Below are 21,990 nucleotides of genomic sequence, written 5' to 3' on the forward strand. Positions count from 1 at the left end.
AGCGGTTCCCCCCTCTGCGGAAATCGGCACCGTGAATAGAACGGCAGTTGTGCATGGGAATTTCCTCCTGAGGTGTCGGATCTGATTTCGACATTAGGAGAAAATGTGGCCTATCACCAGTGCAATATCGACATCATGTTATTTCACGTGTGATAATCGGGGAATGGAATCCCTGGACATGAACCTCGTCGTGGCGCTCGACGCCCTGCTGACCGAGAGCAGCGTCACGGCCGCCGCCGAACGCCTGCACACCTCGGCCCCCACGATGAGCCGGACGCTGGCCAGGCTCCGGCGGATCCTCGACGACCCGCTGCTCGTCCGGGCGGGCCGCGACCTCGTGCCGACGCCGCGCGCGCTGGAGCTGCGCGGCGAGGTGCGGGCCGTCACCGAACGGGCCAGGGCGCTGTTCGCCCCGGCACCCGCCGCGGACCCGGCCTCCATCGTGCGGACGTTCGACCTCCAGGTCTCCGACATGTTCGCCACGACGGTGATGGCGCGGCTGGTCGACGACGTGCGCGCGCAGGCTCCGGGGATCACGCTGCGGTTCCGCCCCGACACCCTGGAGGACACCCCCGCGCTGCGGGAGGGCCTGGTCGACCTGGAGGTCGGCGTCCTGGGCCGCGCCGACCCCGAGATCCGCGGCGAGACCCTGCTCACCGAGTCGCTCGTCGGCGTGGTCCGGGCGGGGCACCCCCTCGCGTCCGCCCGCACCGTCACCGCGCGCGCGTTCGCCGCGGCCGACCACGTCGCGGTGTCGCGCCGCGGACGTCCGCGCGGGCCGATCGACGAGGTGCTCGCCGACCTCGGCCTGCACCGGCGGGTCACCGCCGTGGTCCCGACGTACGCGGCCTCGCTGTTCCTCGCGCGGGAGACCGACGTCGTGTGCCTCGTCCCGGCCACGACCGGGCGCGGCACGCTGGACGTGCTCGGCCTCCGGGCGTTCGACCTGCCGTTCCCGTTCCCGCCGCTGGCGCTCGGCATGGCCTGGCACCCGCGCAACGACCGCGACCGGCCCCACCGCTGGCTCCGCGACCGGGTCCGCGACGTGTTCGCCGGGCGGGCCTGACGACCGGCGCGGTCAGTGGTCGCGCAGGCCGTGCCGGACGGTGAGCAGGGCGATGTCGTCGGTCGCGGGCCGGTCGCCGACCAGCGCGGCCATGATCCGGGTGCACGCGCTCTCGGCGGACGCGGGGAGGACGGTCCGGCGCAGCAGCTCCAGCCTGCCGTCCAGGTCCTCGTCGCGGCGCTCCACGAGTCCGTCGGTGTAGAGGGCGACCAGCGTTCCGGGCGGCAGGTCGACCCGCGCGCCGCGCCGACCGGTGACGGCGAGGTGGTAGCCGATGGGCGGGCCGACCGGGGCGTCGACGAACGCGGTCTCCCGCCCCGGCACGGCCAGCACCGGCGGCAGGTGCCCCGCCAGGGCGACGCTCATGGCCCCGGTCGTGGTGTCGACGACCGCGTAGGCGATCGTGGCCATGGTCTGGCTCTCGAAGTGGCTGGCCTTGCGGTCGAGCTTGCCCAGCACCTCGGCGGGGTCGGCGAACTCCAGCGCGTAGGCCCGCAGGGCGCTGCGCAGTCGGCCCATGACGATCGCGGCGGGCAGCCCCTTGCCGACCACGTCGCCGATCACGAGCCCGATCCGGTCACCGGGGAGGTGGAACACGTCGTACCAGTCGCCGCCGACACCGCTGTCGGTGCCGGGGACGTAGCGGGCGGCGAGTTCCCAGTCGTCGCTGGTGGGCAGGCTCGCCGGCAGCAGGCTGTCCTGGAGCACGGCGGCGGCGGCCCGCGCGGAGCGCGACCGGTGCGCGTGCGCCGCCGTCGCGAGCCGGTCGCCCACGAAACGGAGCAGGTCGACCTCCTCGTCGGTGAACCGGCGGGCCGTCGTGGTGCCGACGTGCAGCACCCCGGTCAGATCGCCCTGGGCCACCATCGGCACACCGACCAGTGACTTCAGGCCCCGTTCCCACAGCAGGGGGTTGACCACCGTCGACCGGTCCACGTGGTCGAGCCGCACCGGCTCCCGGAAGCGGGCCACGCGGCCTGCGAAACCGGTGCCCACGGGGATGCGGACGCCCTGGAAGACCTCCTCCTCCAGCCCGATGGTCGCCTTGGCGACCAACTGCCTGCCGCTCGCGTCGACCAGCAGGACGGTGGCGGTGTCGACGGCGAACAACTCGTGCACCCGCCGCAGCAGGGCCTCGAACAGCTTCTCCAGGTCGAGTTCCCGCAGCGTGCTGTCCGTGACCGCCTCCAACACGCGAAGCCTCAGCCCCGAACCCCGAGCGTCGCTCATCTACCAACCTCGTCCCGCACCGACCGCGCACACGACGTGAACACTACGAGGAGGAGGCGGTGCGACGCACGCCCGACCGTGCCGCGGAGGATCTTGGCCGCGGACGAACCAGCAGGCGGCACCGGATCGTCCCGGTGCGGCGCGCGCGACCCCGACGAGCGGGCGGTCACCCTCCGAGCCTGGCGCGGATCGCGCGGAGCTGGGCGACCAGCAGGGGCACCTGGTCCGGCTCGACACCGAGCCGGTCCGGCCGGTTGAGCTCGCCGACGGCCGGGCGGACGCGGGCGAGCTTCTCGACGCCCGCGGCGGTGATGCCGATCCCGGCGGCCCGACCTCGGCGCGCCGGCCCGTCCCGCTCGACCAGCCCGGCGGCCAGCAGCGCCTCGATGAGGGGGTCCATGCTCTGCGGCCGGACCATAAGAGCTCGCGCCAGCTCGGCCTTCGTGAAGTCGTCGCCGTCGGCGAGGCAGGCCAGCACGCCGAACTGGGTCGACGTGAGCCCCTCGGTGGCGAAGAGTGCGCGGAACTCCCTGTCGGCCAGGTGGGCCGTCTGGACCAGCTCCCACAGCACGAGCGCGTCCTCCTCCGGGGACCCGTCCGGACCGGTGGCCGGGTTCACCGGCGCCTCCCCGCCAGCGCGCGGACGGCGGCGGAGCCCGCGGCGACCACCGGCAGGACACCTCGGGCGAGCAGCGCGCCCTGCGGGGTCGCGGTGGCCCGGATCCAGCTCAGCGGCTGGAGGGATTCCCGGACGGCCGGAGCGGCGTGGCGGCGCAGGGCGGTCTCGTAGTCGCTGACGGCCATGACCGCGGTGACCTCTCCCCGCCGCGCGCCGCGCAGCCGGTCCACCAGCGCCTCGGCGTCGAGGATCGCGGTGGCGGCCCCCTTGCCCCCGGTCGGCGGCATCGCGTGGACCGCGTCACCCAGTGCCGTGACCCGGCTCGACGGCCACGGCGCGAGGTGGTCCGGGTCGGACGCGCGCAGCCGGAAGGCCGCGGCCGTCCGCGGGCCGTCCGCCCGGACCAGGTCCACCAGCGGGGTCGCCCACCGCTCGCGGCCGAGCAGCCCGACGACCAGGTCCACCAGGTCCTCGTGCGCCGGGGGCGGGCGCGGCGGGAGGGCGTCCTCGACGGCGACGAGGCCCCAGATCGCCGACGCGCCCGCGGTGGCCGTCAGGCTCCGCTCCGAACGCACCGCCGCCCCGCCCGCCGGGTCGTGCGCGGTCGCGAACAGCCCGGTGCCACCGGGTCCCACGGCGAGCAGCGGCTCGGCCAGGAGCGCGCGGGCGGCGCCCGGCACCGCGTCCCAGTGGACGCGCCCGGCCACGCCGACCAACCCCGAGGGCACCGAGGTCGGCAGGCCCGCCAGCCGCTCGGCCAGTGCGGAACCGGCCCCGTCGGCGATGACCAGGAGGTCGCCCGCCTCCTCCCGCCCGTCGTCGAGCTCGGCCACGACGGTGTCGCCCTCGCGGCGCCAGCCGCCGCAGGTCGTGCCGAGCCGCAGGCGGTCGCCGAGCCCTTCGGCCAGCACGGCCCGCAGCGTCACCCGGTCGACGTCGAGGGACAGCTCGGCCGACGGTTCCACCACCCGCACGAGCACCCGGCCCCGGTGGTCGCGCACGGCGAGGCTGAACCCGCGCGTCCCGACCGCCGAGGCGTGCAGCACCTCGACCAGGTCGGCGGGCAGCAGGGCGCGCAGCGCCGCCACCGCGGGCGGCCCCAGGTGCAGCTTGTACCCGGCCGTCCGCGCCAGGTCGGAGTCGCGCTCCACCACCACCACGTCGAACCCGCCGCGCACCAACCCCTGCGCACACGCGAGCCCGCCGATCCCCGCGCCCACCACGACCACCCGCACGACGCCTCCCCCACCATCAGTCACCTGATACTAGGGGTCGCGATGAGTTCACGGGCTCCCGCGGGTCTACCCCCCGTTCGGCACACCGCACCTCATCCGGGAGTTCGGACATGGGCCTCATCCACATCGCACTGTTCACGACCCTCGACCTCGTCGGGCAGGCGCCCGGCGGCCCCGACGAGGACCCGGCGGGGTTCCCGTTCGGCGGCTGGCAGGCGCCCCTGCTGGACGAGGCCACCGGGGCTCGGATCACCGCCGCCTACGAGGGCACGGACGCGCTGCTGCTCGGCAGGCGGACGTACGACATCTTCGCCGCCCACTGGCCGCACCAGGAGGGCGGCGAGGACGACGGGATCGCCAGGCTCTTCAACGCCGTCCCGAAGTACGTCGCCACCCGCGGCACGCCCGACCTGCCGTGGGCCGGGTCCACCGCGCTCGGCCCCGACCTGGCGGGCGCGGTGCGCGGGATCCGCGACCGGCACGAGCACGTGAAGGTCGTCGGCAGCCTGGACCTGGTGCGGACGCTCCTGCGCGAGAAGCTCTTCGACCGCCTCGACCTCTGGGTGCACCCGGTCGTCCTCGGTGTCGGCAAGAAGGTGTTCGACGGTGGCGAGGTGCCCACGAACCTCACGCTCCTCGCACCGCCTACGGCCGGTCCGAAGGGCGCCGTCCACCTGCACTACGGGCTCGCCGACGGCACTCCGCGAACGGGCGACATGAGCGCCCCCGGCCGCGGTGTCGGGAGCGCGGGCTGACGCGGTGGACGCGGGGCACGTCCACCGCGCGTCGAGTCCGGTGCGGGCGGTGGGGACGCGCCGCCGCGTGCCGCGAACCGGTGGTGGGGGTGGCGACCTCCCGCACGCGGGCGGGCAGCGCTCCAGCGGGTCAGTCGGGGTCGGGGGTGCCCGCGATGACGTCGACGGCGAGGCGGCGGTGCGCGGCGAACAGGTCGAGAGCGGTCTCGGCGTCACGTGCCCGCAGGGCGGCGACGAGTTCGCGGTGCTCGCTGGGGATGCGGGTGAGGTAGCCCTCCGTGCTGCGGCCGATCCTGATCAGCAGGAACAGGTGCACCTGGCGGCGGATGCCGCTCCACGCCTCGTACAGGCGCCGGTGGCGGGCGGCGGCGAACACGGCGTCGTGGAAGTCGATGTCGGAGCGCACCATCTCGTGCACGTCCGTGGCGCGCTCCATCAGGTCGGCCGCCTTCTCCAAGGCCGCGATGTCCTCGTCCGAGGCGTGGGCGACCACCTCCCGCACGGCAAGCCCTTCCAGCGCGCCGCGCAGGCTGACGAGTTCGGCGACGTCCTCGGGTGACAGCGTCGTGACCGTGGCGCCGCGGTGCCACGCGCTGCGGACCAGGCCCTCGCGCTCCAGGTGCAGCAGCGCTTCGCGCACCGGACCCCGGCTGACCTCCAGCGCCTCGGACAGCTCCACCTCCCGCAGCTGCGCGCCCGGCGCGTAGGCGCCGCTGAAGACCGCCTCCCGGATGCGGTCCGCGACCTCCTCGGCCAAGCCCCGCCGACGGGCGGGGGCCACCCTGCCCCGGTCGTCCATGACACCACCCTCCACTGGTTGTCGTCATGTTAACATTGCCTCTGTTGTAGGAATGTTGACATTGCCTGATGACCACCCAGGAGGGTCCGAGCCATGACCGTTCTCGATTCGCCGATCCCGAGGTTCCACCTGGCCGTGCCGGTCGACGACCTGGCCGCCGCCCGCCGCTTCTACGGCGAGGTGCTCGGTCTGGAACAGGGCCGCAGCGCGGACACCTGGGTGGACTGGAACCTGCACGGCCACCAGTTCGTCACGCACCTGGCGGCCGGTCGCACGCCGCAGTTCCACAACCCGGTCGACGGCCACGACGTCCCGGTGCCGCACTTCGGCCTGGTCCTGACGGTCCCGGCGTTCCAGGCGCTCGCCGACCGGCTGCGCGCGGCGGGCACCCGGTTCGTCATCGAGCCGTACGTCCGCTTCGAGGGGCAGACCGGCGAGCAGTGGACCATGTTCCTGCTCGACCCGGCGGGCAACGCCCTGGAGTTCAAGGCCTTCGCCGACGACTCGCAGGTGTTCGCCGCCTGACGGCCCGCGCTCCCCCGGCTCGGCGCGGATCGCGACCCGCGCCGAGCCGGGGGGTGATCAGTCGACGACGAAGTTCAGGAAAGAACTCCACCCGGCCGCTGAGACCTGGATGACCGAGTGACGGTCATCGCGAGCCTTGCTGTCACGCACCGACACAGCGCGCTGGGAGAACCTGACTTCGACGCAGCTCCCTCCGGCGTTGGAGTAGCTGCTCGTGAACCACCCACCCTGGTCACGCGGCGACGGTGGCACTACCTTGCTGGTCAACTAATCTCCTTGATGCGCCGGTGGATCATCTTCACGGAATCACTGGTACTGAGAGCACGCCCGAGCGCCTCCCGGTACGTCATGACGATGTCCCGCACCTGCACGGGATCATCGACAACACCCCAGGTCGTGACCGTTTCCTGCCAGAAGACGGTCGGCAGCCTGGGACTCTCGAAATCGATCAGGTGAACGGTCGCGGCGCCGAACAGCCCGCACGCCGTGACCGTGAACGGGAGCACCCGCACCTCGATGGTGTCCGGGTGCTCCTCGACCATGTTCACGATGTGAGCCAGCTGCCGCTTCAGCACGGCGGGGCCGCCGAGTTCCTGCCGCAACACCGCTTCGCTGATGATGGCCGTCATCTGCAGAGGATCGTCATCGGTGAGCCGGCTCTGCCTCCGCAGGCGGACCTCGACCCGCTGGTCGACCTCGACCTGGCGCATGGTGACGTCGGGGGTCATGATCGCCCTGGCGTAGTCCGCCGTTTGGAGCAGGCCGGGGACCAGGAGGCTTTCGTAGTCGCGAACGCTCTGCGCCCCGTACTCCAAACCCATCAAGCGCTGGAGTTCGCCGTCGAGCAGCGCCGCGTAGCGCGTCCACCAACCGTGCTCCTTGGCGAACCTGCGGAGTTCGAGGAGTTCGTTCCGCTCTTCCTGGTCGAACTCGAACAACTCCAGGAGCTTGATCAAGCTCTCCTCGGACAGGATCTTGCGCTCGTTCTCCACCGCGGACCAGTAGTTGCGGGAGAAGCCCAGCGCTTGCGTGATGGTCTTGACCTCGACGCCCATGTGGTCACGCCGCTGGCGCAGCCGGAGAGCGAGTTCCCACGCCGCGACCACGGGTGACATCGGCAACGCCACGACTTCCCCTTCCACGGCCACTACCCCGGAAAAGCACAAGAACCTGCACGTGCACGGTTACTGTAACCAAACGGTTGAACCGTAGCTGTAGTGGTACAGGGTACCCTTCGGTTAACACGTGACTAGCCAGTCAACGGAACGCGTGCTGCTCTGAAACCTGGTCTTGAATCGAACCCCGCAGCCCGCGTCACAGTTCGCCGTCCGTTGGAACCCGGTTGCTGGCTCGCCGCCTGGCAAGGGCAAGACCTGCATGCCACCGGGGAGGAACGATGGTGTCGACCGCGAACTGGAAGGGGCTCAATCCCGTACCGAAACCGCGCGACCCGAACAGAAGAGTTCACCAAAAAGGATTACCGCAGCCCTCACGTTCGACGAACGGGCAAAGCACGAAGCCCGCCACCGCGCAGCGCGGCAAGCGTCGAACCGACGCCGCGGATCCGGACGCCATCACCCTGACCACGGTGCACCGCACGATCATCGCCGCGGACATCGAGGGATTCGGTCGGCACAGCCGGAACAACACCAATCAGGTGCGGATCCGGCACGGCATGTACCGGGCGATGCAGCAGGCGTTCGAGGCCGTCGGCATCCCGTGGCACTCCTGCCGGCGGGAGGACCGGGGAGACGGCGTGCTCGTCCTCGCCTCCGCCGAGGTGTCCAAGGCCCTGTTCGTCGACGACCTGCCGATCGTCCTCGTCGACGAGTTGACCCGGCACAACAAGAGCCATCCCCCCGCGGAGCGGATTCGCCTCAAGCTCGCCCTGCACGCGGGGGAAGTCAACTACGACCAGCACGGTGTGACGGGCTCGTCGATAACCCACACGTTCCGGCTCGTCGACGCCGACGTGCTCAAGAGCGCGCTGACCGAGTCCTCCGCGGTCCTCGCGATCATCAGCTCGGCCTGGTTCTTCGAGGAGGTGGTCCGGCACAGCGAAGGCAGCTGTTCCAGGTCGTACCGGCAGGCAGAGGTCGCGAACAAGGAAACCACGGCACGAGCGTGGATCCGACTGGTCAGGTCGCCCCGCCGGGTGTGACCGCGGCCGCGCGTCCGAAGGTCGGCTCCTCGGCGACGGCGGGGCGTGGCTGATACCCGCCGGGTATCACGTCGCACTCGATCAGTCTTGGACACCCGTGCCCGGCGAGCCGACGATCGGTCGGGTGAACGACAAGAGGATCGCGCTGGTCACCGGCGCCAACAAGGGAATCGGTCTCGCCATCGCCCGCGGGCTCGGGGCGGTCGGCTTCGCGGTCGCGGTGGGAGCGCGGGACGAGGGCAGGAGGGAGGCGGCCGTCGAGCGCCTGCGCGCCGAGGGCGTCGACGCGGTCGGGGTCGCGCTCGACGTCACCTCCGACGAGAGCGTCGCCGCGGCGGCGAAGGTCGTCGAGCAGGTGGCGGGGCGGCTCGACGTGCTCGTCAACAACGCCGGTATCGCGGGCCGGGTCGACGAGGGTGCGCAGGACCCGACGACGCTGGACCTCGACGTCGTCCGCACGGTCCTCGACACCAACGTGTTCGGGGCCGTGCGGGTGACGAACGCGATGCTCCCGCTGCTCCGCCGCGCGAGGTCGCCGCGCATCGTCAACATGTCCAGCACCATGGGCTCGCTCGTGCTCCGCACCGGTCCGGTCATGGCGGCGTACGCGCCGTCGAAGACGATGCTCAACAGCGTCACGGCGCAGTACGCCCGTGCTCTCGCCGGCACGAACGTCATCGTGAACGCCGCCTGCCCCGGCTACGTCGCGACCGACTTCACCGGTTTCGCCGCGCCGCGAACGCCGGAGCAGGGGGCCGCCATCGCGATCCGGCTCGCCACGCTGCCGGACGACGGACCTCGCGGCGGCTTCTTCGACGACGCGGGTGCCGTCCCCTGGTGACCCGCGCGGCCGGGACCGCGTCCCACTGGCCCTGGTGCCCACGCGCTGCCGGGAGACGTCGAGGGCGAGGTCCGCTCACCTCCGGCTGACGGCGGGGCGTCGGCGCGACCACGCGGGTCGCGCCGACGTCCGTCGTGGACCGGGCTACCTCCCCACCACCGTGCAGGAGGCGGTCGCGACCTTGGTCGGGTCGCTCTCCGACGTGGCCGTGAGGGTCACCTTCGACATGAGCGCACCGCCGTCCCGCTTCGCGTGCACCGGCACCTCCACCCGCCCGCCGAACTTCGCCGTCGCGAGGGTGTTGGGCACCGACACGGACCAGCCGCGGCCCTCCGCCCTCGCCGACACCCGGTACACGTCGCCGTCGAGGTACTGGGCGACGGGCTCCGGGTGCTCCCCGGCCGGGGCGGCGGTGCGGCCGGTGTTGAGCAGCGGGAAGCGGCACGTCGCCACGCCGTCCGTGCTCGCACGGGCGGCGGCGGGCAGGACCCGTGCGCCGCGCTGCTGCGGGCCCGCGCCGTCCAGCGACCGGACGGCCACCGTGTAGGACAGGACGCCCCGGCCGTCGCGTTCGACGTCCAGCACGTAGAAGTGCAGCCGGTTGGCCTGGTCGACGTACTCGTGCTCGCTGCCCGAGTTCGTGCCCGCGTGGAACAGCGCGTCCGCCAGCTGCCGGTAGTCGCCGACCGTGATGGGCACCCGCGTCCCGTCCGGCAGGACGTAGTCGGTCATGCCGATGTCCTGCGGGTTGGCGTCGACCACCCACGCGAACGGCGCCTGGTCGGCGTTCTTGGTCTTGGCCAGCAGCACGCCCGCGTCCGGCGTGAACGAGTCCACGCCCATCCGGTCCACGACCTCGACGGTGTAGTTCTGGTACCCGCGGCCGTCGCAGAACGGGTCGGTCCGGACGTCGCAGGGCGGAGCCAGGTCACCGGTGCCGAGCACGACGTTGATCCCCGACAACCCGGTCGGCCCCGGCTGGACCGTGCGGGCGGTGACCTTCGCGACGACCGGCCCGGACTCGGCCAGCGCCTCCCTGGACAGCCGCAGCACGTTGCGCTCGTCGACGATGCCGAGCTTCATCTTGTTGCGCAGCATGTGCTGCGCGCCCATCGACCCGCCCGCCGTCGCCGGGACGACCCAGCGCGAGTGCGGACCGCCGGGACCGTTGAACGACCCGCGCGACAGCATGTCCCAGATGCCGTTGTAGTCGCGGCGCGGCGGGGTGCCGTACGGGTTGTTGTAGTTGTCGCCGATGCCGAGCAGGTGGCTCAGCTCGTGCGCGTACACGCCCTGGCCGGAGCTCTCCGCCTGCGTGGACGAACCACCGCCCGCGTTGGGCCAGATGCTGGAGCCCGCGGCCCACGACGTCCAGTCGACGTAGCGGGTGCGCGACCAGTTCGGCAGGGCCGGGTCGGGCGGGCCGAACTCGTCGGTCACGGCCTCCTTCGTCGGGAACTTCATCATCCCGAACTCCTGCCACGTCCCGGACTCGTCCTGGCCCGCGGACAGGAAGTACACGAAGTCGTACCCCTTCGGCACCTCCGCCCCGACGTCGGCGATCCACGCGGCCCGGCCGTCGGTGCGGATGTCGCGGTTGCACGTGTCGCCCGCGGGGCAGGCGGTGCCGCCCTGGAACTCCATGGCGTACTCGTGGTCCTTGCCCGGCATCGTGTACGGGCCGAACGCCGTCAGGTCGACGCCGTAGCGCCCGCCGGAGTCCTCCATCCAGTACTCGTGCACGGTGTGGCCGCGGTTGAGGGCGTTCGGCTGGTTCAGGAAGTCCTGGTAGAACCGGGCGACCTGGTCGCGCGGGACACCGCTCGCCTCCGCGCTGGGGTTGCCGAACACCGTCGAGTTCTTCGGCTGCGTCACGACGAACGGCTGGTTCGGGTAGTCGAGCAGGACCAGCGCGCCCCTGAAGTCGCGCACCGATCCCCTGACCGACGGGTCGGCCCAGGTGGTGCCGGGGATCGCCCGGTAGTCCCGTTCCCACGTCATGTGGTCGGGGTTGACCCAGTTCTGCGGGTCGACCGGGCCGGGGAACCCGGCCGCCGCCGCCGCGCGGGCGGAGTCGCGGGGCTCCTGCCACGGCTGCTGCCGCGGCCAGTGGTCGAACTGCCAGTGGTGCGGGGGCTCGTCGAGGGGAGCGGCGGTCACGCCGGTGGTGCCCGCGGTGAGCGCGGCGACCGAGAGCAGCGCGGTGATCAGCAGGGCGGGGCGTCGCCGGACACGTGTGTGGTCCATGCCACCTCCGTGGTAGGTCCGCCCACGCTATCGACGACTCCTCCCCCGGTGAGGTCGCGCGGACCGTTGTCAGTTGACGGAAATCAGCGTCGGGAGGACGCCGCTCGCGCGGCGGGAGCGCCTGGAGGCCGAGCTGGACGGCGGCCCCGGTCCGCACGCGATCCGGATGCTGGTGGCGATGCTCGCACCGCGCCGCGCGGCGACCTCGCCGTTGCGGCTGATGACCGTGAGCTGCGGGGAGGTCCGGGAGCAGGTGGTCTGACCGTGGAAGTGGTCGATCTCGTGGGGACGGTGCGCGTGAGTTCGACGGCTCCGCACACCGCTCACGTGCCCCACCGGCGACCGGGTCCCGCTGCGGAACCGGTTGGCCGGTCGCGGAGCCGCCTGCGGGCCGCGCGGCACCGGCGGTCCGGGCGGTCACCGCGCGGAGGACGGCGACGACCAGCCGGACGGCGACGACCAGAACCAGTCCGCGCATCGCCGCACGCTCCGCATCGGTGTCCGTCGGCAGGTGCCAGCGGTCACCAGCAGGAGTCGCCGCCCACCCCCGTCCCGTTGCCGAGCCGGTCGGCGCGGTCGGGCGAGACCATCCGCGGACCCGCGCGGGACGAAGGTGAACACCCAGCTCATACCTTGGTCGGAAAGTTTCCACCACGCTTGACCGTGCCGCAACGGCATGGTTTCCACTTGCCGTGTCGACGCGACCGCGTCGAGGACCACCGAGGGGGGGCGACGTCGTGGGGTGGAGCACCAGTCAGCTGGCCGAGCTCGCGGGCACGACGCTGCGCACGATCCGGCACTACCACGAGGTCGGGCTGCTGGCCGAGCCCGAGCGTCGGGCCAACGGCTACAAGAGCTACGGGGTGACCCACCTCGTGCGCGTGCTGCGGGTCAAGCGGCTCACCGGGCTGGGGCTGTCGCTCACGCGGATCGCCGAGCTGGGGGACGAGGACGAGCACCCCGGCGAGGCGCTGCGCCGGTTGGACGCCGAGCTGGCGGCCACGGTCGAGCGGCTGCGACGGGTGCGGGGCGAGCTGGCGCTGATCCTGCGCCGGGAGGTGCCGACGGACCTGCCGTTCGACATCGCCGCGACGATCGCGGGCGCGGACATGTCGCCGAAGGACCGCTCGGTCACCGTCGTGCTGGCCCAGCTCATGTCGCCGGAGGCGCTGGCCACCTACGCCGAGGTGCTGGACGGGAAGGCGAAGGACCCGGTGGGGCTGGAGTTCGACGCCCTGCCTGCCGACGCGGACGAGCAGACCCGCCAGGACCTGGCCGACCGCATGAGCGCGCTGCCGATCGTGCGGGAGCTGCGTGCCAGGTTCCCCGCTCCGGCGGGGATCTACGCGGGCGCGCCTCGCGGTGAGGAGTTCGCGATGCGGACGATGGGCAAGGTCGTCGTCGAGCTCTACAACGAGGCGCAGATCGACGTCCTGGTGCGCATGAACGGCTGAGGAACCCCGGTTCGACCCACGGCGGGCCCACCAACGAAAGGGTATTTGCAAATGCGAAGGTATGTGACGGCGGTCTTGGCCGCCGCGGCGACGATGGCGGTGGCGCCGGGGGTGTCCGCGGCGACGCCCGCCCCGACCGTGACGTGGGCCGAGTGCCCGGCCGACGTCGCGGCTCCCGACGTGGAGTGCGGGACGCTCCGGGTGCCGCTGGACTACCGGGATCCGGGAGGCCGGACGATCGAACTGGCGATCTCGCGCATCGCCAGCAAGAACCCGGAGAAGCGCCGCGGCGTCCTGCTCACCAACCCCGGTGGCCCGAGCGAGGGCCTGACGTTCCCGGCGACCCTGCGGCTGGCCGGTCTGCCGCAGGAGGTGCGGGACTCCTACGACGTGATCGGGATCGACCCGCGGGGGCTGGGCCGCAGCACGCCCGCGACGTGCGACCTGACGCTGGAGCAGCAGTACGCGGGCAGCGTCCCGCCGTACGCCGTGACGCCGCAGGACGTGCTCACGAGGGCGGAGGCGGTGAAGAAGATCGCGCAGCAGTGCACCACGTCGTCGACGGCGTACCTGCTGCCGCACAACACGACCGCGAACATCGCCCGCGACCTCGACCGGATCCGCGCCGCGCTCGGCGAGCGGAGGGCGTCGTTCCTCGGGTACTCCTACGGCTCGTACCTGGGCGCGGTGTACGCCACGCTGTTCCCCCGCACCTCCGACCGCGTCGTGATCGACAGCAACCTCGGTGCGGGCGGCTGGGACGTCGAGGCGGGCAGGCTGTACGGCCGCGGCGTGGAGGACACGTTCCCGGACTTCGCGAAGTGGGCGGCGGCCCGTCCCGAGTTCGGCCTCGGCGGCACGCCCGAGGCGGTGCGCGCCAAGTACTTCGACATCGCGGGCCGTCTCGACGGGACGCCGTCGCCCGAGGGCGTCACCGGCCCGCTGTTCCGCGCGCTCACCTTCGGCGGGCTCTACAGCACCACCGACAGGTCGTTCACCGCGCTGGCCGAGGTATGGAGGTCGCTGGACACCGGTGCCCCGCTGCCGCCGAACGACACGCCCGCTCCCCCTCGGCTCGACAGCCTGATCTCGGGCCGCAACTACGTGGTGTGCGGCGACTCGCGCTGGCCGACGTCGGTGGCGACCTACCAGCACAACGTCGCCGTGGACCGCGTCCGCCACCCGATGTTCGGCGCTGCGGCGGCCAACGTGTACCCGTGCGCCTTCTGGCCGGACGCCGCGGAGAAGCCGGTGCGGATCTCCGACCGCGGGCCGCGCAACGTGCTGATGGCGCAGAACGACCGGGACCCCGCCACGCCGCTGGCGGGCGCGCTCTCGACGCGGCGCGCCCTCGGTGACCGGGCCGCGCTGCTGACCGTGGACCAGGGCGGGCACGGCACCTACCTCTTCGGCACCAACGCGTGCGCCGACGACCGGGTGACCGAGTACCTGGTCGGCGGGCAGCGCCCGGCGCACGACGTCCGGTGCGCCGCCGAGGCCCCGAGGTCCGAGGGCCCGACGCTGTCCATCGGGTAGTCCCCGGCCCACCGCGCCGCGGGTCGGCTCGCCCCAGCGGGGTGGGCCCGCCCGCGGCGCGGTCGCGTCAGTCGGTGACGTCCGGGGCGAACTGGGCCAGCGACACCTCGGTGGCGGCGGCGATCTCGTCGGCCGTCGCGGTGCCGGACGACTCGACGACGGCGACCCACGCGCGCACCGACCGGCGGGAGAACTCCTGGGCCTCCGGGGAGTTCGCGGCCGCCGCCGGGTCCTCGGCGGTCTCACCCGCCAGGAACAGCGCCAGCGCCAGGAACGCGCCGTCCCAGCCGGGGCCGACGTAGAGGGCGCCCGCGCCGCTGCCCGCCATCTCGATCGGCACGGTGTGTTCGAGCTCCAGGGCGGTCCCCTCGTCGCCGATGGCGGTGAGGCGCAGCTCCACGACGCTGGTCGGGCCGCCGAAGGTGACCTTCAGCGTCGTCGGCGGCAGGCAGGTGAGGATGTCGCCCCCCGCGTTGCCCTCCAGCTGGAACGTGCCGCCCTCCCGCAGGTCGCCGCTGACCGGGAGGAACCAGCGCTTGACCCGGTCCGGGTCGGTCAGCGCGTCCCAGACGTCGGCGACGTGCGCGTCGTACTCGCGGCGCAGCAGGACGCTGACCACCTCGCCGCTCGCGGCCTGGCCCCTGCCCACCTCGCGGTGGATCGCCTTCAGGTGGTTGGCGATGTCGATCATGTGTAGCCCCTCTGCCGTCATCCGGTGCCGCGTGCGCGGCCCAGTATGACAGACGAGGCTTATATAAGTAAAAGCTGACCTATCCGGCGTGGTCGGCGGCGGCGATGTCGCGGACCACGTTGCACGGGGCCGTCGGGTCGAGCGAGTCGAGCCGGACCGCGGAGCGCTGGAGGAGGCACCGCAGCACGTGCCGGTCCTCCTCGTCGAGTTCCTGGAGCACGAAGTCCTGGGCGCGCACGATGAGTTCGCGCAGCCTCTCCAGCCGCTCGACGCCCTTCTCGGTGGCGACGACCTGGCGGCTGCGCCGGTCGGCCGGGTCGGGGCGGCGGGTGAGCAGGCCCTCGCGCTCCAGGTCGTCGAGCAGGTAGGTCATGACGGTGCGGTCGCAGCCGATCTCCTGCGCGATGACGCTCTGGCTCACCGGGGGCCGCCTGGTCGCCGCCTCCAGCACCTGGTGACCGCGCGGGCCGCCGGGCAGCGAGCCCGTGGCCTCGTTCGCGGCCTTGAGGTAGGCGCGGAAGACGACCCCGAGCGCCCAGCCGAAGTCGCGGCGCAGGGTGTCCCCCTCCGCCAGTTCGTGACACCGCTCCGTGGCCATAGCCGCAGCTTACACCGCCTTTGTTCGTCCGGGCATATTTTCTAGTTGACAGATGTTCTGCCGGACAGACTATATTTGAGGTAACGCACTTGAGGAGGTCAGGACGTGTCGGACGACAGGGGCGGATGGGTCACCCGCCGGACCGGACTGGTCCCCAGCACCGCTCCGAGCACACGGCTCGGCGCCACGTCGGTGCTGAGCGAGCACGACCGGCCGACCGCGCCGGAACCGGACGACGACGTGCGGTTCACCAGGCGAGGGCTGAGCGCGGGGCACCACCTGATCGCCGTGCACGACCACTACCGCGCGGAACTCGCGAAGGTGCGCGAGATCCTGCGGCGGGTCAGGGACGGCGGCACCGGGATCGGCCAGGCGCGGGGCGAGCTGAACGGGCTCGCCCTCCGCACCGTCGACTGGCGCCTGCACGGCGCGTGCCAGGCCCAGTGCGCCTCCCTCACCCAGCACCACGGCATGGAGACCGAGCAGGTCTTCCCGCACCTCCGGCGCAGCCAGCGGGACCTGGCCGAGGTCCTCGACCGGCTGACCGAGGAGCACCACGCGATCCACACCGTGCTGGAGGGCGTCGACGGGGCGCTCATCCGCCTGGCGGACGACCCGACGGACTTCGGACCCATCACCGAGGCCGTCGACCTGCTCACCGACACGGTGCTGTCGCACTTCGCCTACGAGGAGCGCGAACTCGTCGCGCCCCTCTCCCGTCACGGGTTCTTCCCCGGCCAGCTCTGACGGCCGAGGTCACACAACAGGAGCGGAAGACATGAGCAGGCTGTTCGAAGAGACCACCGTCGGCACCGTCAAGACCGCCAACAGGATCGCGATGGCGCCCATGACGCGGAGCCGCGCCACCCGCGAGGGCCACGCGACCGACCTGATGGCGGAGTACTACGGCCAGCGCTCCACGGCCGCGCTGATCATCACCGAGGGCATCCAGCCGAGCCTGTCCGGCCAGGGCTACACGAACACGCCGGGCCTGCACACCGAGGAGCAGGTCGAGAGCTGGAAGCCGGTCGTCAAGGCCGCGCAGGCCAACGGCGCGGCGTTCTTCGCCCAGATCATGCACGCCGGCCGCATCGGCCACCCGGAGATCGCCGGGTTCCAGCCGGTCGCGCCGTCCGCGGTGCGCCCGGAGGGCCAGGTCTTCACCTACACCGGCCCGCAGGACTACGTGACGCCCCGCGCGCTCACGCACGACGAGATCGTGGAGATCATCGCCGACCACGTCGCCGCGGCCCGCAACGCCGTGGCCGCCGGGTTCGACGGCGTCGAGATCCACGGCGCCAACGGCTACCTGGCGCAGCAGTTCCTGTCGGTCAGCGTGAACCAGCGGACCGACGAGTGGGGCGGCTCGGTGCAGGGCCGCATCAAGTACGCGGTCGAGGTCGTCCGCGCGGTGGCCGACGCCATCGGGCCGGAGCGGACCGCGCTGCGCATCTCCCCCGCGAACCTGATCCAGGGCATCGAGGAGGGCGACTCCCGCGAGCTGTACCTCGCGCTGCTGGAGGCGCTGCGCGACCTGCCGCTGGCCTACCTGCACATCATGGAGGTCGCGGGCAACCGCGAGCTGACCAAGGAGCTGCGGGCCGCGTGGCCGCACACGCTCGTGCTCAACCCGCACCGCGACGCCGACCCGCTGGCGCCGCACGAGGCGGGCCACGACGCGCTGGAGGACGTCGGAGCCGACCTCGTCGCGTTCGGATCGTCCTACCTGGCCAACCCGGACCTCCCGGCCCGGCTCGCCGCGCAGGGCCCGTACGAGGCGCCGGACCCCTCCACCTTCTTCGGCGGCGACCACACGGGCTACCTGGACTACCCGACGCTGAAGGCCTGACGCCGCGGCACGGCGGAGCCCCTCGACACCTCGTCGAGGGGCTCCGCCGTGCACGTGGACCGTCTCAACCGGTCACGGGGGTGGGTCCGGACGGTGGGCACCGTCCGGAGTGGACGGGGTGGGTCAGTCGGCGGGCGAGACGGTGACCTGCCACCGCACGCACGTCGGGCGGGCTCCCTCGGTGCGCAGGAAGTCGTGCGCGGCCTGGCGGACGCTGGCCGCCGGGACCTCCGCGTTGGACGGCAGCGGGTGCGGCTCCCCCCGGTGGTCGTAGGTGAGTTCGGCGCCGGTGGGCGCAGTGCCGTCGGTGCTGATGACGGCACCGGTCTTGTCGGTGTGCCCGACGACGCCGCGGTCGTGGTTCAGTCCGATGTGCAGGATCGCCCAGGACCCCCGCTCTCTCCTGGAGATCTGGAGCAGCGGAGGGGCTTGGGCTGCCGCGTGTTCGCGGGTCATCCGGTCGAGCAACACTTCCAGGTCGTCAGCACCACGAAGGCTGATCAACTCGTCGCCGTACCAGGCGTTCAGGGCCACCATGGCAAAACCCTAGCTGGCGATCAGCGCACGCGGGACTCCGAGTTCACGAGTTTCGCAACGCAGGCGACAATTTCCTCGGGACGTTCGAGCGGGAGCATGTGGCCCGCGTCCGGGACGACCAGCGCTTCCCCGCCCGCGGCCTCGGCCAGTGCCAGCGCGTTCGACTCCGGGCACAGCCTGTCCTCGTCCCCGACGATCGCGACGACGGGCTTCTCCCGCGCCACCGTCAGCGCCGCCTCGCGGTCGTAGCGGTCGACGGCGGGGCGGAACAGGGCCACGGTCGAGGGCCAGTGCGCCCAGACCATCTCGGCGGTCAGCTCGACGTCCTCGGCGCGCGGCTGGTCGCCGAACAGCCACCAGCGCAGACCCGCCGTCTTGGCGGGCTCGATCTTCTCGCGGACGGCCCGCACGATCGGCCCGAAGGCCCGTTCGAGCTCGCGCACGAGCTTGCCGACGGCCTTGGGCCACGCCAGCGACGTCTCGGCCAGCCCGGTGGTCGCGGTCGACACGAACACGACACCGGCGACGCGCTGCCGGTAGAGCCGGGGACGGCGTTCGGCCATGGCCATCGCGGCCATCCCTCCCATGGAGTGCCCGACCACGACGACCGGGCCGTCCGGGACACCGTGCTCGATGAGTTCGCCCAGGTCGTCGGCCAGCCGCTCGATGGTGGCCGTGTCCTTTGTGGCCGGGTCGGACCTGCCGTGTCCTCTGTGGTCGTAGGCCACCACCCGGTGGTCCCGGCCGAGCCCCTCGACCACCCGCCACCACGTGCGGTGGTCCAGGGCGTAGCCGTGCGCCAGCACCACGGTCACGGCGGCGTCCGGGTCGCCGGAGCGCACCACGTGCAGCTCGGTGCCGTCCTCGAGCAGCATTCCAGCCCCTCTCGCGTCGGATCTGCCCTGTCCAACGACGCGGTCGCGGGAACGTTATGCGCGGGAACACCCCGATGGCGGCTCGTGGCCGGTCCGTACCCTGCCGATCTACCCGGTAGCGGCACTCGCGGAGGTGGCCATGAGCCAGCAGGACTCGCTCGTCCACTCGTACCTGTTCCTGCGGCGCGCGATCGGCTTCGTGGGCGTGCTGCTGCCCGTGGTGCTGGTGGTGGGGGTGCTGCTGACCAGGGGCGAGTTCCTCGACTCGATCAGCGGCTACTACTACAGCCCGATGCGGGACGTGTTCATCGGCGCCATGTGCGCGGTCGGGGCGTTCCTGCTGTCCTACCGGGGCTACGACGGGCTCGACAACGCGACGGCGTCGGCCGCGGGCGTGGCGGCGGTCGGGTTGGCGCTGTTCCCCACGACGCCGCGCGACGGCCACTCGCCGACCCAGGGCGTCGTCGGCGTGGTGCACCTGGTGTTCGCGTCGGTGTTCTTCCTCGCGCTGGCGTACTTCTGCCTGGTGCTGTTCACGAAGTCCGACCAGACCCGGCCGACGCCGCGCAAGGTCCAGCGCAACCGCGTGTACGTGGTGTGCGGCTGGGTGATCCTGGTCTGCCTGGCCCTGATCGTGGTGGCCAACGTCCTCCCCCACACCGACCTGCACCTCGCCCTCTGGCTGGAGTCGGCGGCGATCCTGGCGTTCGGCTTCGCGTGGCTGACCAAGGGCGAGGCGATCCTCGGCGACGTGCGCTAGAACTCGAAACCGCCAGGTCGGCCCGCGCGTTCGGCGATGAGGCCCGCCAGGGTGGCGATGGCGATCTCGGGCGGGGTCCGCGAGCCGATGTTCAGGCCGACGGGCCGGTGCACGCGGGCGACGTCGGCCTCGGCGACGCCGAGCGCGGCCAGCGCCTCGACGTGGGGGCCGGGGTGGCGCGGGTTGCCGAGCACGCCGATCCAGCGGGACTCCCCCGCGAGCGCGTCGCGCAGGACCTCGCCCAGTTCGGGCCGGTGGTGGTCGGTGACCACGACGTCGGTGCGGTCGTCGAGGTCGGGGAACGCGTCGGCGCCGTCGCGCGCGGGGTCGGGGTCGACGAGCAGCGTGCGGTAGCCGAGGTCGGCGCCGTAGGCGAGCAGGTAGCGGGCGACGGGCGAGGCGAAGACGGCGACGAGCGTGCGGTCGGCGGGCTCGGCCGGTGCGTCGCCGTGCGCGACCGCGCAGGCCTCTGAGGGGGTCATGGGACACAGTCTCGCCGCACCAATCCCGGACGTCCAGAACCACCCCCAAGTCCGCGATCTGCGCGGATAAACACTTTTCGGTCCACAGGTTCCAGACCACAGGACCAAGCGGTCGCTCTTGACCTTGGACGTGCGGCGCTCCAACCATGGGAACGCCTCCTCAGGAGAGCGCTCTCATGCACCACACCCGGTCACCGGGGATTGGAGTGGCTTGTGCGCACCCGGAAATTGCTCCACCTGCTCACCGCGCTGGCGGTGAGCGTTCCCGTGGTCCTCGGCGTGGCTGCGACGGCCCAGGCCGCGCAACCGCCGAACCTGCTGCCGTTGAGCGTCGCGAACAACTCGGGGCGTTCGGAAGAGGTGTTCCTGTACGTGCTGGGCACCGACCTGGCCAGCGGGAAGCTCGGCTACGTCGACGAGGCGGGCGCGTTCACCGCGTGGAGCGGTGGCGCGAACCCACCGGCGCCCGCCCCCGACGTGTCGATCGCGGGACCGGGCACCGGGTCGTCGAAGACGATCCAGCTGCCCCGCGGGATCTCCGGTCGGATGTACATGTCGTTCGGGCAGAAGCTGACGTTCCTGCTGGCGCAGGACGGCGGTCTCGTGCAGCCCGCTCCGTGGGCGGGCGGCGACCCGAACCGCGACGTGCTGTTCGACTGGAGCGAGTTCACCTACAACGACGCGGGCCTGTGGCTCAACAGCTCGCAGGTCGACATGTTCAGCGTGCCCCACTCGGTGTCGGTGACCGGTGAGCGCGGCACGAGCACCAGGGGCGAGCTGAAGCCCGGTGGACGGGACGCGATCCTCGACGCCCTGGAGGACGAGCCGGGCGACTGGGGCAAGCTGATCCACACCCGCGCCGACGGGACGAGGCTGCGGGCGCTGGCGCCGCGGCTGGCGATGGAGGGCGACGGCGGCTTCGACGCCACCTACCTCGACGGCTACCTGAGCGACACCTGGAACACCTACCGCGACACCGACCTCACGGTCGTGCCGTTCGAGTTCCAGCCGAACCTCAAGTACACCGGTCGCACCGACGGCAACGGGGTCCTGCAGTTCAAGGACTCCACGGGCAAGCAGGTCGCGTCGTTCCCGCAGCCCTCCACGAAGGACGTGTTCGGCTGCGACGGCAAGCTCGCCGCGCCGAACGACGACGTGGTCGGCCCGCTGGCCCGCACCCTGTGCGCGTCGCTGCACCGCTCGACGCTGGGCTTCCTGCACACCCAGCCGACCTACAAGGGCGAGGAGTTCTACACCAAGCCGATCACCGACCACTACTCGAAGGTGATCCACGCCAACATGGTCGACGGCAAGGCCTACGGGTTCGCCTTCGACGACGTCGGCAACTTCGAGTCGCTGGTGTTCGACGGCGTGCCGAGCTCGGTCACCATCACCCTGACGTCCTTCTGAGGACCCGCGAAATCCCCGCACCCGGTGGGGCGCGTTCTCGAACGCGCCCCACCGGGCTTTTTCGCGCATCACGGAATCCTCATTGTCGGCAGGTGCCGAAATTGGTCCGGAAGCCGGTGGAGAACGCACCCGCTCGGCGCGACCGCTCTTCCGCCGGGCACGTCGGGGCGATCGGGCGGGCAGCACGTCCGCCCAGTTCAGCGCGAGCGTCGAGTGGCTGGGACCGATCGGCTCCCCGACGCGAGAAGGCCCGCCGCCCGTGTATTTCCCACTGTCGGGCTTGTTTCTTCGGTGTAACCCTTCCGTGTCCGCCTGAATCG

24 protein-coding genes are annotated in these 21,990 nt (G+C 72.0%); 12 read left to right on the forward strand and 12 right to left on the reverse strand.

The genetic code is table 11. From position 1 onward, the window contains the following. Positions 1–163 precede the first annotated feature (163 nt). A complete protein-coding gene (locus VFZ92_RS31405; protein WP_330879697.1) occupies positions 164–1,066 on the forward strand; it encodes a LysR family transcriptional regulator in 903 nt (300 codons plus the stop codon). A gap of 12 nt (positions 1,067–1,078) precedes the next feature. Here the strand turns inward: VFZ92_RS31405 and VFZ92_RS31410 are convergent, their stop codons facing one another. The 3 genes from VFZ92_RS31410 to VFZ92_RS31420 all read right to left on the reverse strand — a co-directional run bounded on the left by VFZ92_RS31410 (position 1,079) and on the right by VFZ92_RS31420 (position 4,150). Continuing rightward, entirely contained in the window at positions 1,079–2,296 is a 1,218-nt protein-coding gene (locus VFZ92_RS31410; protein ID WP_330879698.1) for a GAF domain-containing SpoIIE family protein phosphatase, read from the reverse strand. A 166-nt stretch (positions 2,297–2,462) separates the two neighbouring features. Beyond that, positions 2,463–2,915, reverse strand: a complete 453-nt coding sequence (locus VFZ92_RS31415; RefSeq protein WP_330879699.1) for a MarR family winged helix-turn-helix transcriptional regulator — start codon at positions 2,913–2,915, stop codon at positions 2,463–2,465. Next, positions 2,912–4,150, reverse strand: a complete 1,239-nt coding sequence (locus tag VFZ92_RS31420) for an FAD-dependent oxidoreductase (protein ID WP_330879700.1) — start codon at positions 4,148–4,150, stop codon at positions 2,912–2,914. The genes VFZ92_RS31415 and VFZ92_RS31420 overlap by 4 nt, the downstream gene beginning before the upstream one ends. Before the next feature lie 110 nt (positions 4,151–4,260). Here VFZ92_RS31420 and VFZ92_RS31425 point away from each other — a divergent pair, with 110 nt between their 5' ends. Continuing rightward, entirely contained in the window at positions 4,261–4,905 is a 645-nt protein-coding gene (locus tag VFZ92_RS31425; protein ID WP_330879701.1) for a dihydrofolate reductase family protein, read from the forward strand. A gap of 130 nt (positions 4,906–5,035) precedes the next feature. On the opposite strand, the gene VFZ92_RS31430 is transcribed toward VFZ92_RS31425, so the two are convergent. Further along, the gene (locus VFZ92_RS31430) at positions 5,036–5,704 is read right to left on the reverse strand and encodes a GntR family transcriptional regulator (RefSeq protein WP_330879702.1); all 669 of its coding nucleotides are present in this window, start codon (positions 5,702–5,704) and stop codon (positions 5,036–5,038) included. A gap of 93 nt (positions 5,705–5,797) precedes the next feature. Here VFZ92_RS31430 and VFZ92_RS31435 point away from each other — a divergent pair, with 93 nt between their 5' ends. Further along, the gene (locus tag VFZ92_RS31435; RefSeq protein WP_330879703.1) at positions 5,798–6,229 is read left to right on the forward strand and encodes a VOC family protein; all 432 of its coding nucleotides are present in this window, start codon (positions 5,798–5,800) and stop codon (positions 6,227–6,229) included. Between the two features lie 57 nt (positions 6,230–6,286). Here VFZ92_RS31435 and VFZ92_RS31440 read toward each other — a convergent pair whose 3' ends face one another. Continuing rightward, entirely contained in the window at positions 6,287–6,481 is a 195-nt protein-coding gene (locus VFZ92_RS31440) for a DUF397 domain-containing protein (RefSeq protein WP_330879756.1), read from the reverse strand. A gap of 11 nt (positions 6,482–6,492) precedes the next feature. Beyond that, positions 6,493–7,377 carry a Scr1 family TA system antitoxin-like transcriptional regulator gene (locus tag VFZ92_RS31445; RefSeq protein WP_330879704.1) on the reverse strand — a complete coding sequence of 295 codons (885 nt, stop codon included), beginning with the start codon at positions 7,375–7,377 and terminating at the stop codon, positions 6,493–6,495. Between the two features lie 194 nt (positions 7,378–7,571). Here VFZ92_RS31445 and VFZ92_RS31450 point away from each other — a divergent pair, with 194 nt between their 5' ends. Further along, on the forward strand, positions 7,572–8,390 hold the full coding sequence (locus VFZ92_RS31450) for a hypothetical protein (protein WP_330879705.1): 819 nt from the start codon (positions 7,572–7,574) through the stop codon (positions 8,388–8,390). Between the two features lie 124 nt (positions 8,391–8,514). Continuing rightward, positions 8,515–9,231: an SDR family oxidoreductase gene (locus VFZ92_RS31455; protein ID WP_330879706.1), complete on the forward strand. Its 717-nt coding sequence runs from the start codon at positions 8,515–8,517 to the stop codon at positions 9,229–9,231. Between the two features lie 144 nt (positions 9,232–9,375). Here VFZ92_RS31455 and VFZ92_RS31460 read toward each other — a convergent pair whose 3' ends face one another. Beyond that, on the reverse strand, positions 9,376–11,478 hold the full coding sequence (locus tag VFZ92_RS31460; protein WP_330879707.1) for a M6 family metalloprotease domain-containing protein: 2,103 nt from the start codon (positions 11,476–11,478) through the stop codon (positions 9,376–9,378). Between the two features lie 73 nt (positions 11,479–11,551). On the opposite strand from VFZ92_RS31460, the gene VFZ92_RS31465 reads away from it, so the two are divergent. The 3 genes from VFZ92_RS31465 to VFZ92_RS31475 all read left to right on the forward strand — a co-directional run bounded on the left by VFZ92_RS31465 (position 11,552) and on the right by VFZ92_RS31475 (position 14,468). Next, on the forward strand, positions 11,552–11,740 hold the full coding sequence (locus tag VFZ92_RS31465) for a hypothetical protein (RefSeq protein WP_330879708.1): 189 nt from the start codon (positions 11,552–11,554) through the stop codon (positions 11,738–11,740). Between the two features lie 475 nt (positions 11,741–12,215). Then, positions 12,216–12,932 (forward strand): MerR family transcriptional regulator, encoded by a 717-nt coding sequence (locus tag VFZ92_RS31470; RefSeq protein ID WP_330879709.1) that lies wholly within the window; start codon positions 12,216–12,218, stop codon positions 12,930–12,932. Between the two features lie 51 nt (positions 12,933–12,983). Next, positions 12,984–14,468 (forward strand): alpha/beta hydrolase, encoded by a 1,485-nt coding sequence (locus VFZ92_RS31475; protein ID WP_330879710.1) that lies wholly within the window; start codon positions 12,984–12,986, stop codon positions 14,466–14,468. 67 nt (positions 14,469–14,535) lie between these two features. On the opposite strand, the gene VFZ92_RS31480 is transcribed toward VFZ92_RS31475, so the two are convergent. Both VFZ92_RS31480 and VFZ92_RS31485 read right to left on the reverse strand, forming a co-directional pair. Beyond that, the gene (locus VFZ92_RS31480) at positions 14,536–15,159 is read right to left on the reverse strand and encodes an SRPBCC domain-containing protein (protein ID WP_330879711.1); all 624 of its coding nucleotides are present in this window, start codon (positions 15,157–15,159) and stop codon (positions 14,536–14,538) included. A 79-nt stretch (positions 15,160–15,238) separates the two neighbouring features. After that, on the reverse strand, positions 15,239–15,757 hold the full coding sequence (locus VFZ92_RS31485; RefSeq protein ID WP_330879712.1) for a MarR family winged helix-turn-helix transcriptional regulator: 519 nt from the start codon (positions 15,755–15,757) through the stop codon (positions 15,239–15,241). Between the two features lie 105 nt (positions 15,758–15,862). Between VFZ92_RS31485 and VFZ92_RS31490 the strand changes: the two genes are divergently transcribed. Both VFZ92_RS31490 and VFZ92_RS31495 read left to right on the forward strand, forming a co-directional pair. Continuing rightward, positions 15,863–16,504 (forward strand): hemerythrin domain-containing protein, encoded by a 642-nt coding sequence (locus VFZ92_RS31490; RefSeq protein ID WP_330879713.1) that lies wholly within the window; start codon positions 15,863–15,865, stop codon positions 16,502–16,504. Positions 16,505–16,535: 31 nt separating this feature from the next. Beyond that, positions 16,536–17,606, forward strand: a complete 1,071-nt coding sequence (locus VFZ92_RS31495; RefSeq protein ID WP_330879714.1) for an alkene reductase — start codon at positions 16,536–16,538, stop codon at positions 17,604–17,606. A 123-nt stretch (positions 17,607–17,729) separates the two neighbouring features. Here the strand turns inward: VFZ92_RS31495 and VFZ92_RS31500 are convergent, their stop codons facing one another. Together VFZ92_RS31500 and VFZ92_RS31505 are read right to left on the reverse strand one after the other, a co-directional pair. Then, a complete protein-coding gene (locus VFZ92_RS31500) occupies positions 17,730–18,143 on the reverse strand; it encodes an Imm1 family immunity protein (RefSeq protein WP_330879715.1) in 414 nt (137 codons plus the stop codon). Between the two features lie 20 nt (positions 18,144–18,163). Next, the gene (locus tag VFZ92_RS31505; protein WP_330879716.1) at positions 18,164–19,018 is read right to left on the reverse strand and encodes an alpha/beta hydrolase; all 855 of its coding nucleotides are present in this window, start codon (positions 19,016–19,018) and stop codon (positions 18,164–18,166) included. 139 nt (positions 19,019–19,157) lie between these two features. Between VFZ92_RS31505 and VFZ92_RS31510 the strand changes: the two genes are divergently transcribed. Next, on the forward strand, positions 19,158–19,778 hold the full coding sequence (locus VFZ92_RS31510; RefSeq protein ID WP_330879717.1) for a DUF998 domain-containing protein: 621 nt from the start codon (positions 19,158–19,160) through the stop codon (positions 19,776–19,778). Here VFZ92_RS31510 and VFZ92_RS31515 read toward each other — a convergent pair. After that, positions 19,775–20,260: an XdhC family protein gene (locus tag VFZ92_RS31515; protein WP_330879718.1), complete on the reverse strand. Its 486-nt coding sequence runs from the start codon at positions 20,258–20,260 to the stop codon at positions 19,775–19,777. The two genes, VFZ92_RS31510 and VFZ92_RS31515, sit on opposite strands and share 4 nt — an antisense overlap. A gap of 213 nt (positions 20,261–20,473) precedes the next feature. On the opposite strand from VFZ92_RS31515, the gene VFZ92_RS31520 reads away from it, so the two are divergent. Beyond that, positions 20,474–21,670 (forward strand): beta-1,3-glucanase family protein, encoded by a 1,197-nt coding sequence (locus VFZ92_RS31520; RefSeq protein WP_330879719.1) that lies wholly within the window; start codon positions 20,474–20,476, stop codon positions 21,668–21,670. Positions 21,671–21,990 lie beyond the last annotated feature (320 nt).

It is taken from the genome of Umezawaea sp. (assembly GCF_036375055.1).
GTDB lineage: Bacteria > Actinomycetota > Actinomycetes > Mycobacteriales > Pseudonocardiaceae > Umezawaea.

Excerpts from the sequence above, each read along its gene's own strand:
- VFZ92_RS31405 (WP_330879697.1), top strand. The coding sequence starts at position 164 with ATGGAATCCCTGGACATGAACCTCGTCGTGGCGCTCGACGCCCTGCTG.
- VFZ92_RS31410 (WP_330879698.1), bottom strand. The coding sequence starts at position 2,296 with ATGAGCGACGCTCGGGGTTCGGGGCTGAGGCTTCGCGTGTTGGAGGCG.
- VFZ92_RS31425 (WP_330879701.1), top strand. The coding sequence starts at position 4,261 with ATGGGCCTCATCCACATCGCACTGTTCACGACCCTCGACCTCGTCGGG.
- VFZ92_RS31430 (WP_330879702.1), bottom strand. The coding sequence starts at position 5,704 with ATGGACGACCGGGGCAGGGTGGCCCCCGCCCGTCGGCGGGGCTTGGCC.
- VFZ92_RS31435 (WP_330879703.1), top strand. The coding sequence starts at position 5,798 with ATGACCGTTCTCGATTCGCCGATCCCGAGGTTCCACCTGGCCGTGCCG.
- VFZ92_RS31460 (WP_330879707.1), bottom strand. The coding sequence starts at position 11,478 with ATGGACCACACACGTGTCCGGCGACGCCCCGCCCTGCTGATCACCGCG.
- VFZ92_RS31475 (WP_330879710.1), top strand. The coding sequence starts at position 12,984 with ATGCGAAGGTATGTGACGGCGGTCTTGGCCGCCGCGGCGACGATGGCG.
- VFZ92_RS31480 (WP_330879711.1), bottom strand. The coding sequence starts at position 15,159 with ATGATCGACATCGCCAACCACCTGAAGGCGATCCACCGCGAGGTGGGC.
- VFZ92_RS31485 (WP_330879712.1), bottom strand. The coding sequence starts at position 15,757 with ATGGCCACGGAGCGGTGTCACGAACTGGCGGAGGGGGACACCCTGCGC.
- VFZ92_RS31495 (WP_330879714.1), top strand. The coding sequence starts at position 16,536 with ATGAGCAGGCTGTTCGAAGAGACCACCGTCGGCACCGTCAAGACCGCC.
- VFZ92_RS31500 (WP_330879715.1), bottom strand. The coding sequence starts at position 18,143 with ATGGTGGCCCTGAACGCCTGGTACGGCGACGAGTTGATCAGCCTTCGT.
- VFZ92_RS31505 (WP_330879716.1), bottom strand. The coding sequence starts at position 19,018 with ATGCTGCTCGAGGACGGCACCGAGCTGCACGTGGTGCGCTCCGGCGAC.
- VFZ92_RS31510 (WP_330879717.1), top strand. The coding sequence starts at position 19,158 with ATGAGCCAGCAGGACTCGCTCGTCCACTCGTACCTGTTCCTGCGGCGC.
- VFZ92_RS31515 (WP_330879718.1), bottom strand. The coding sequence starts at position 20,260 with ATGACCCCCTCAGAGGCCTGCGCGGTCGCGCACGGCGACGCACCGGCC.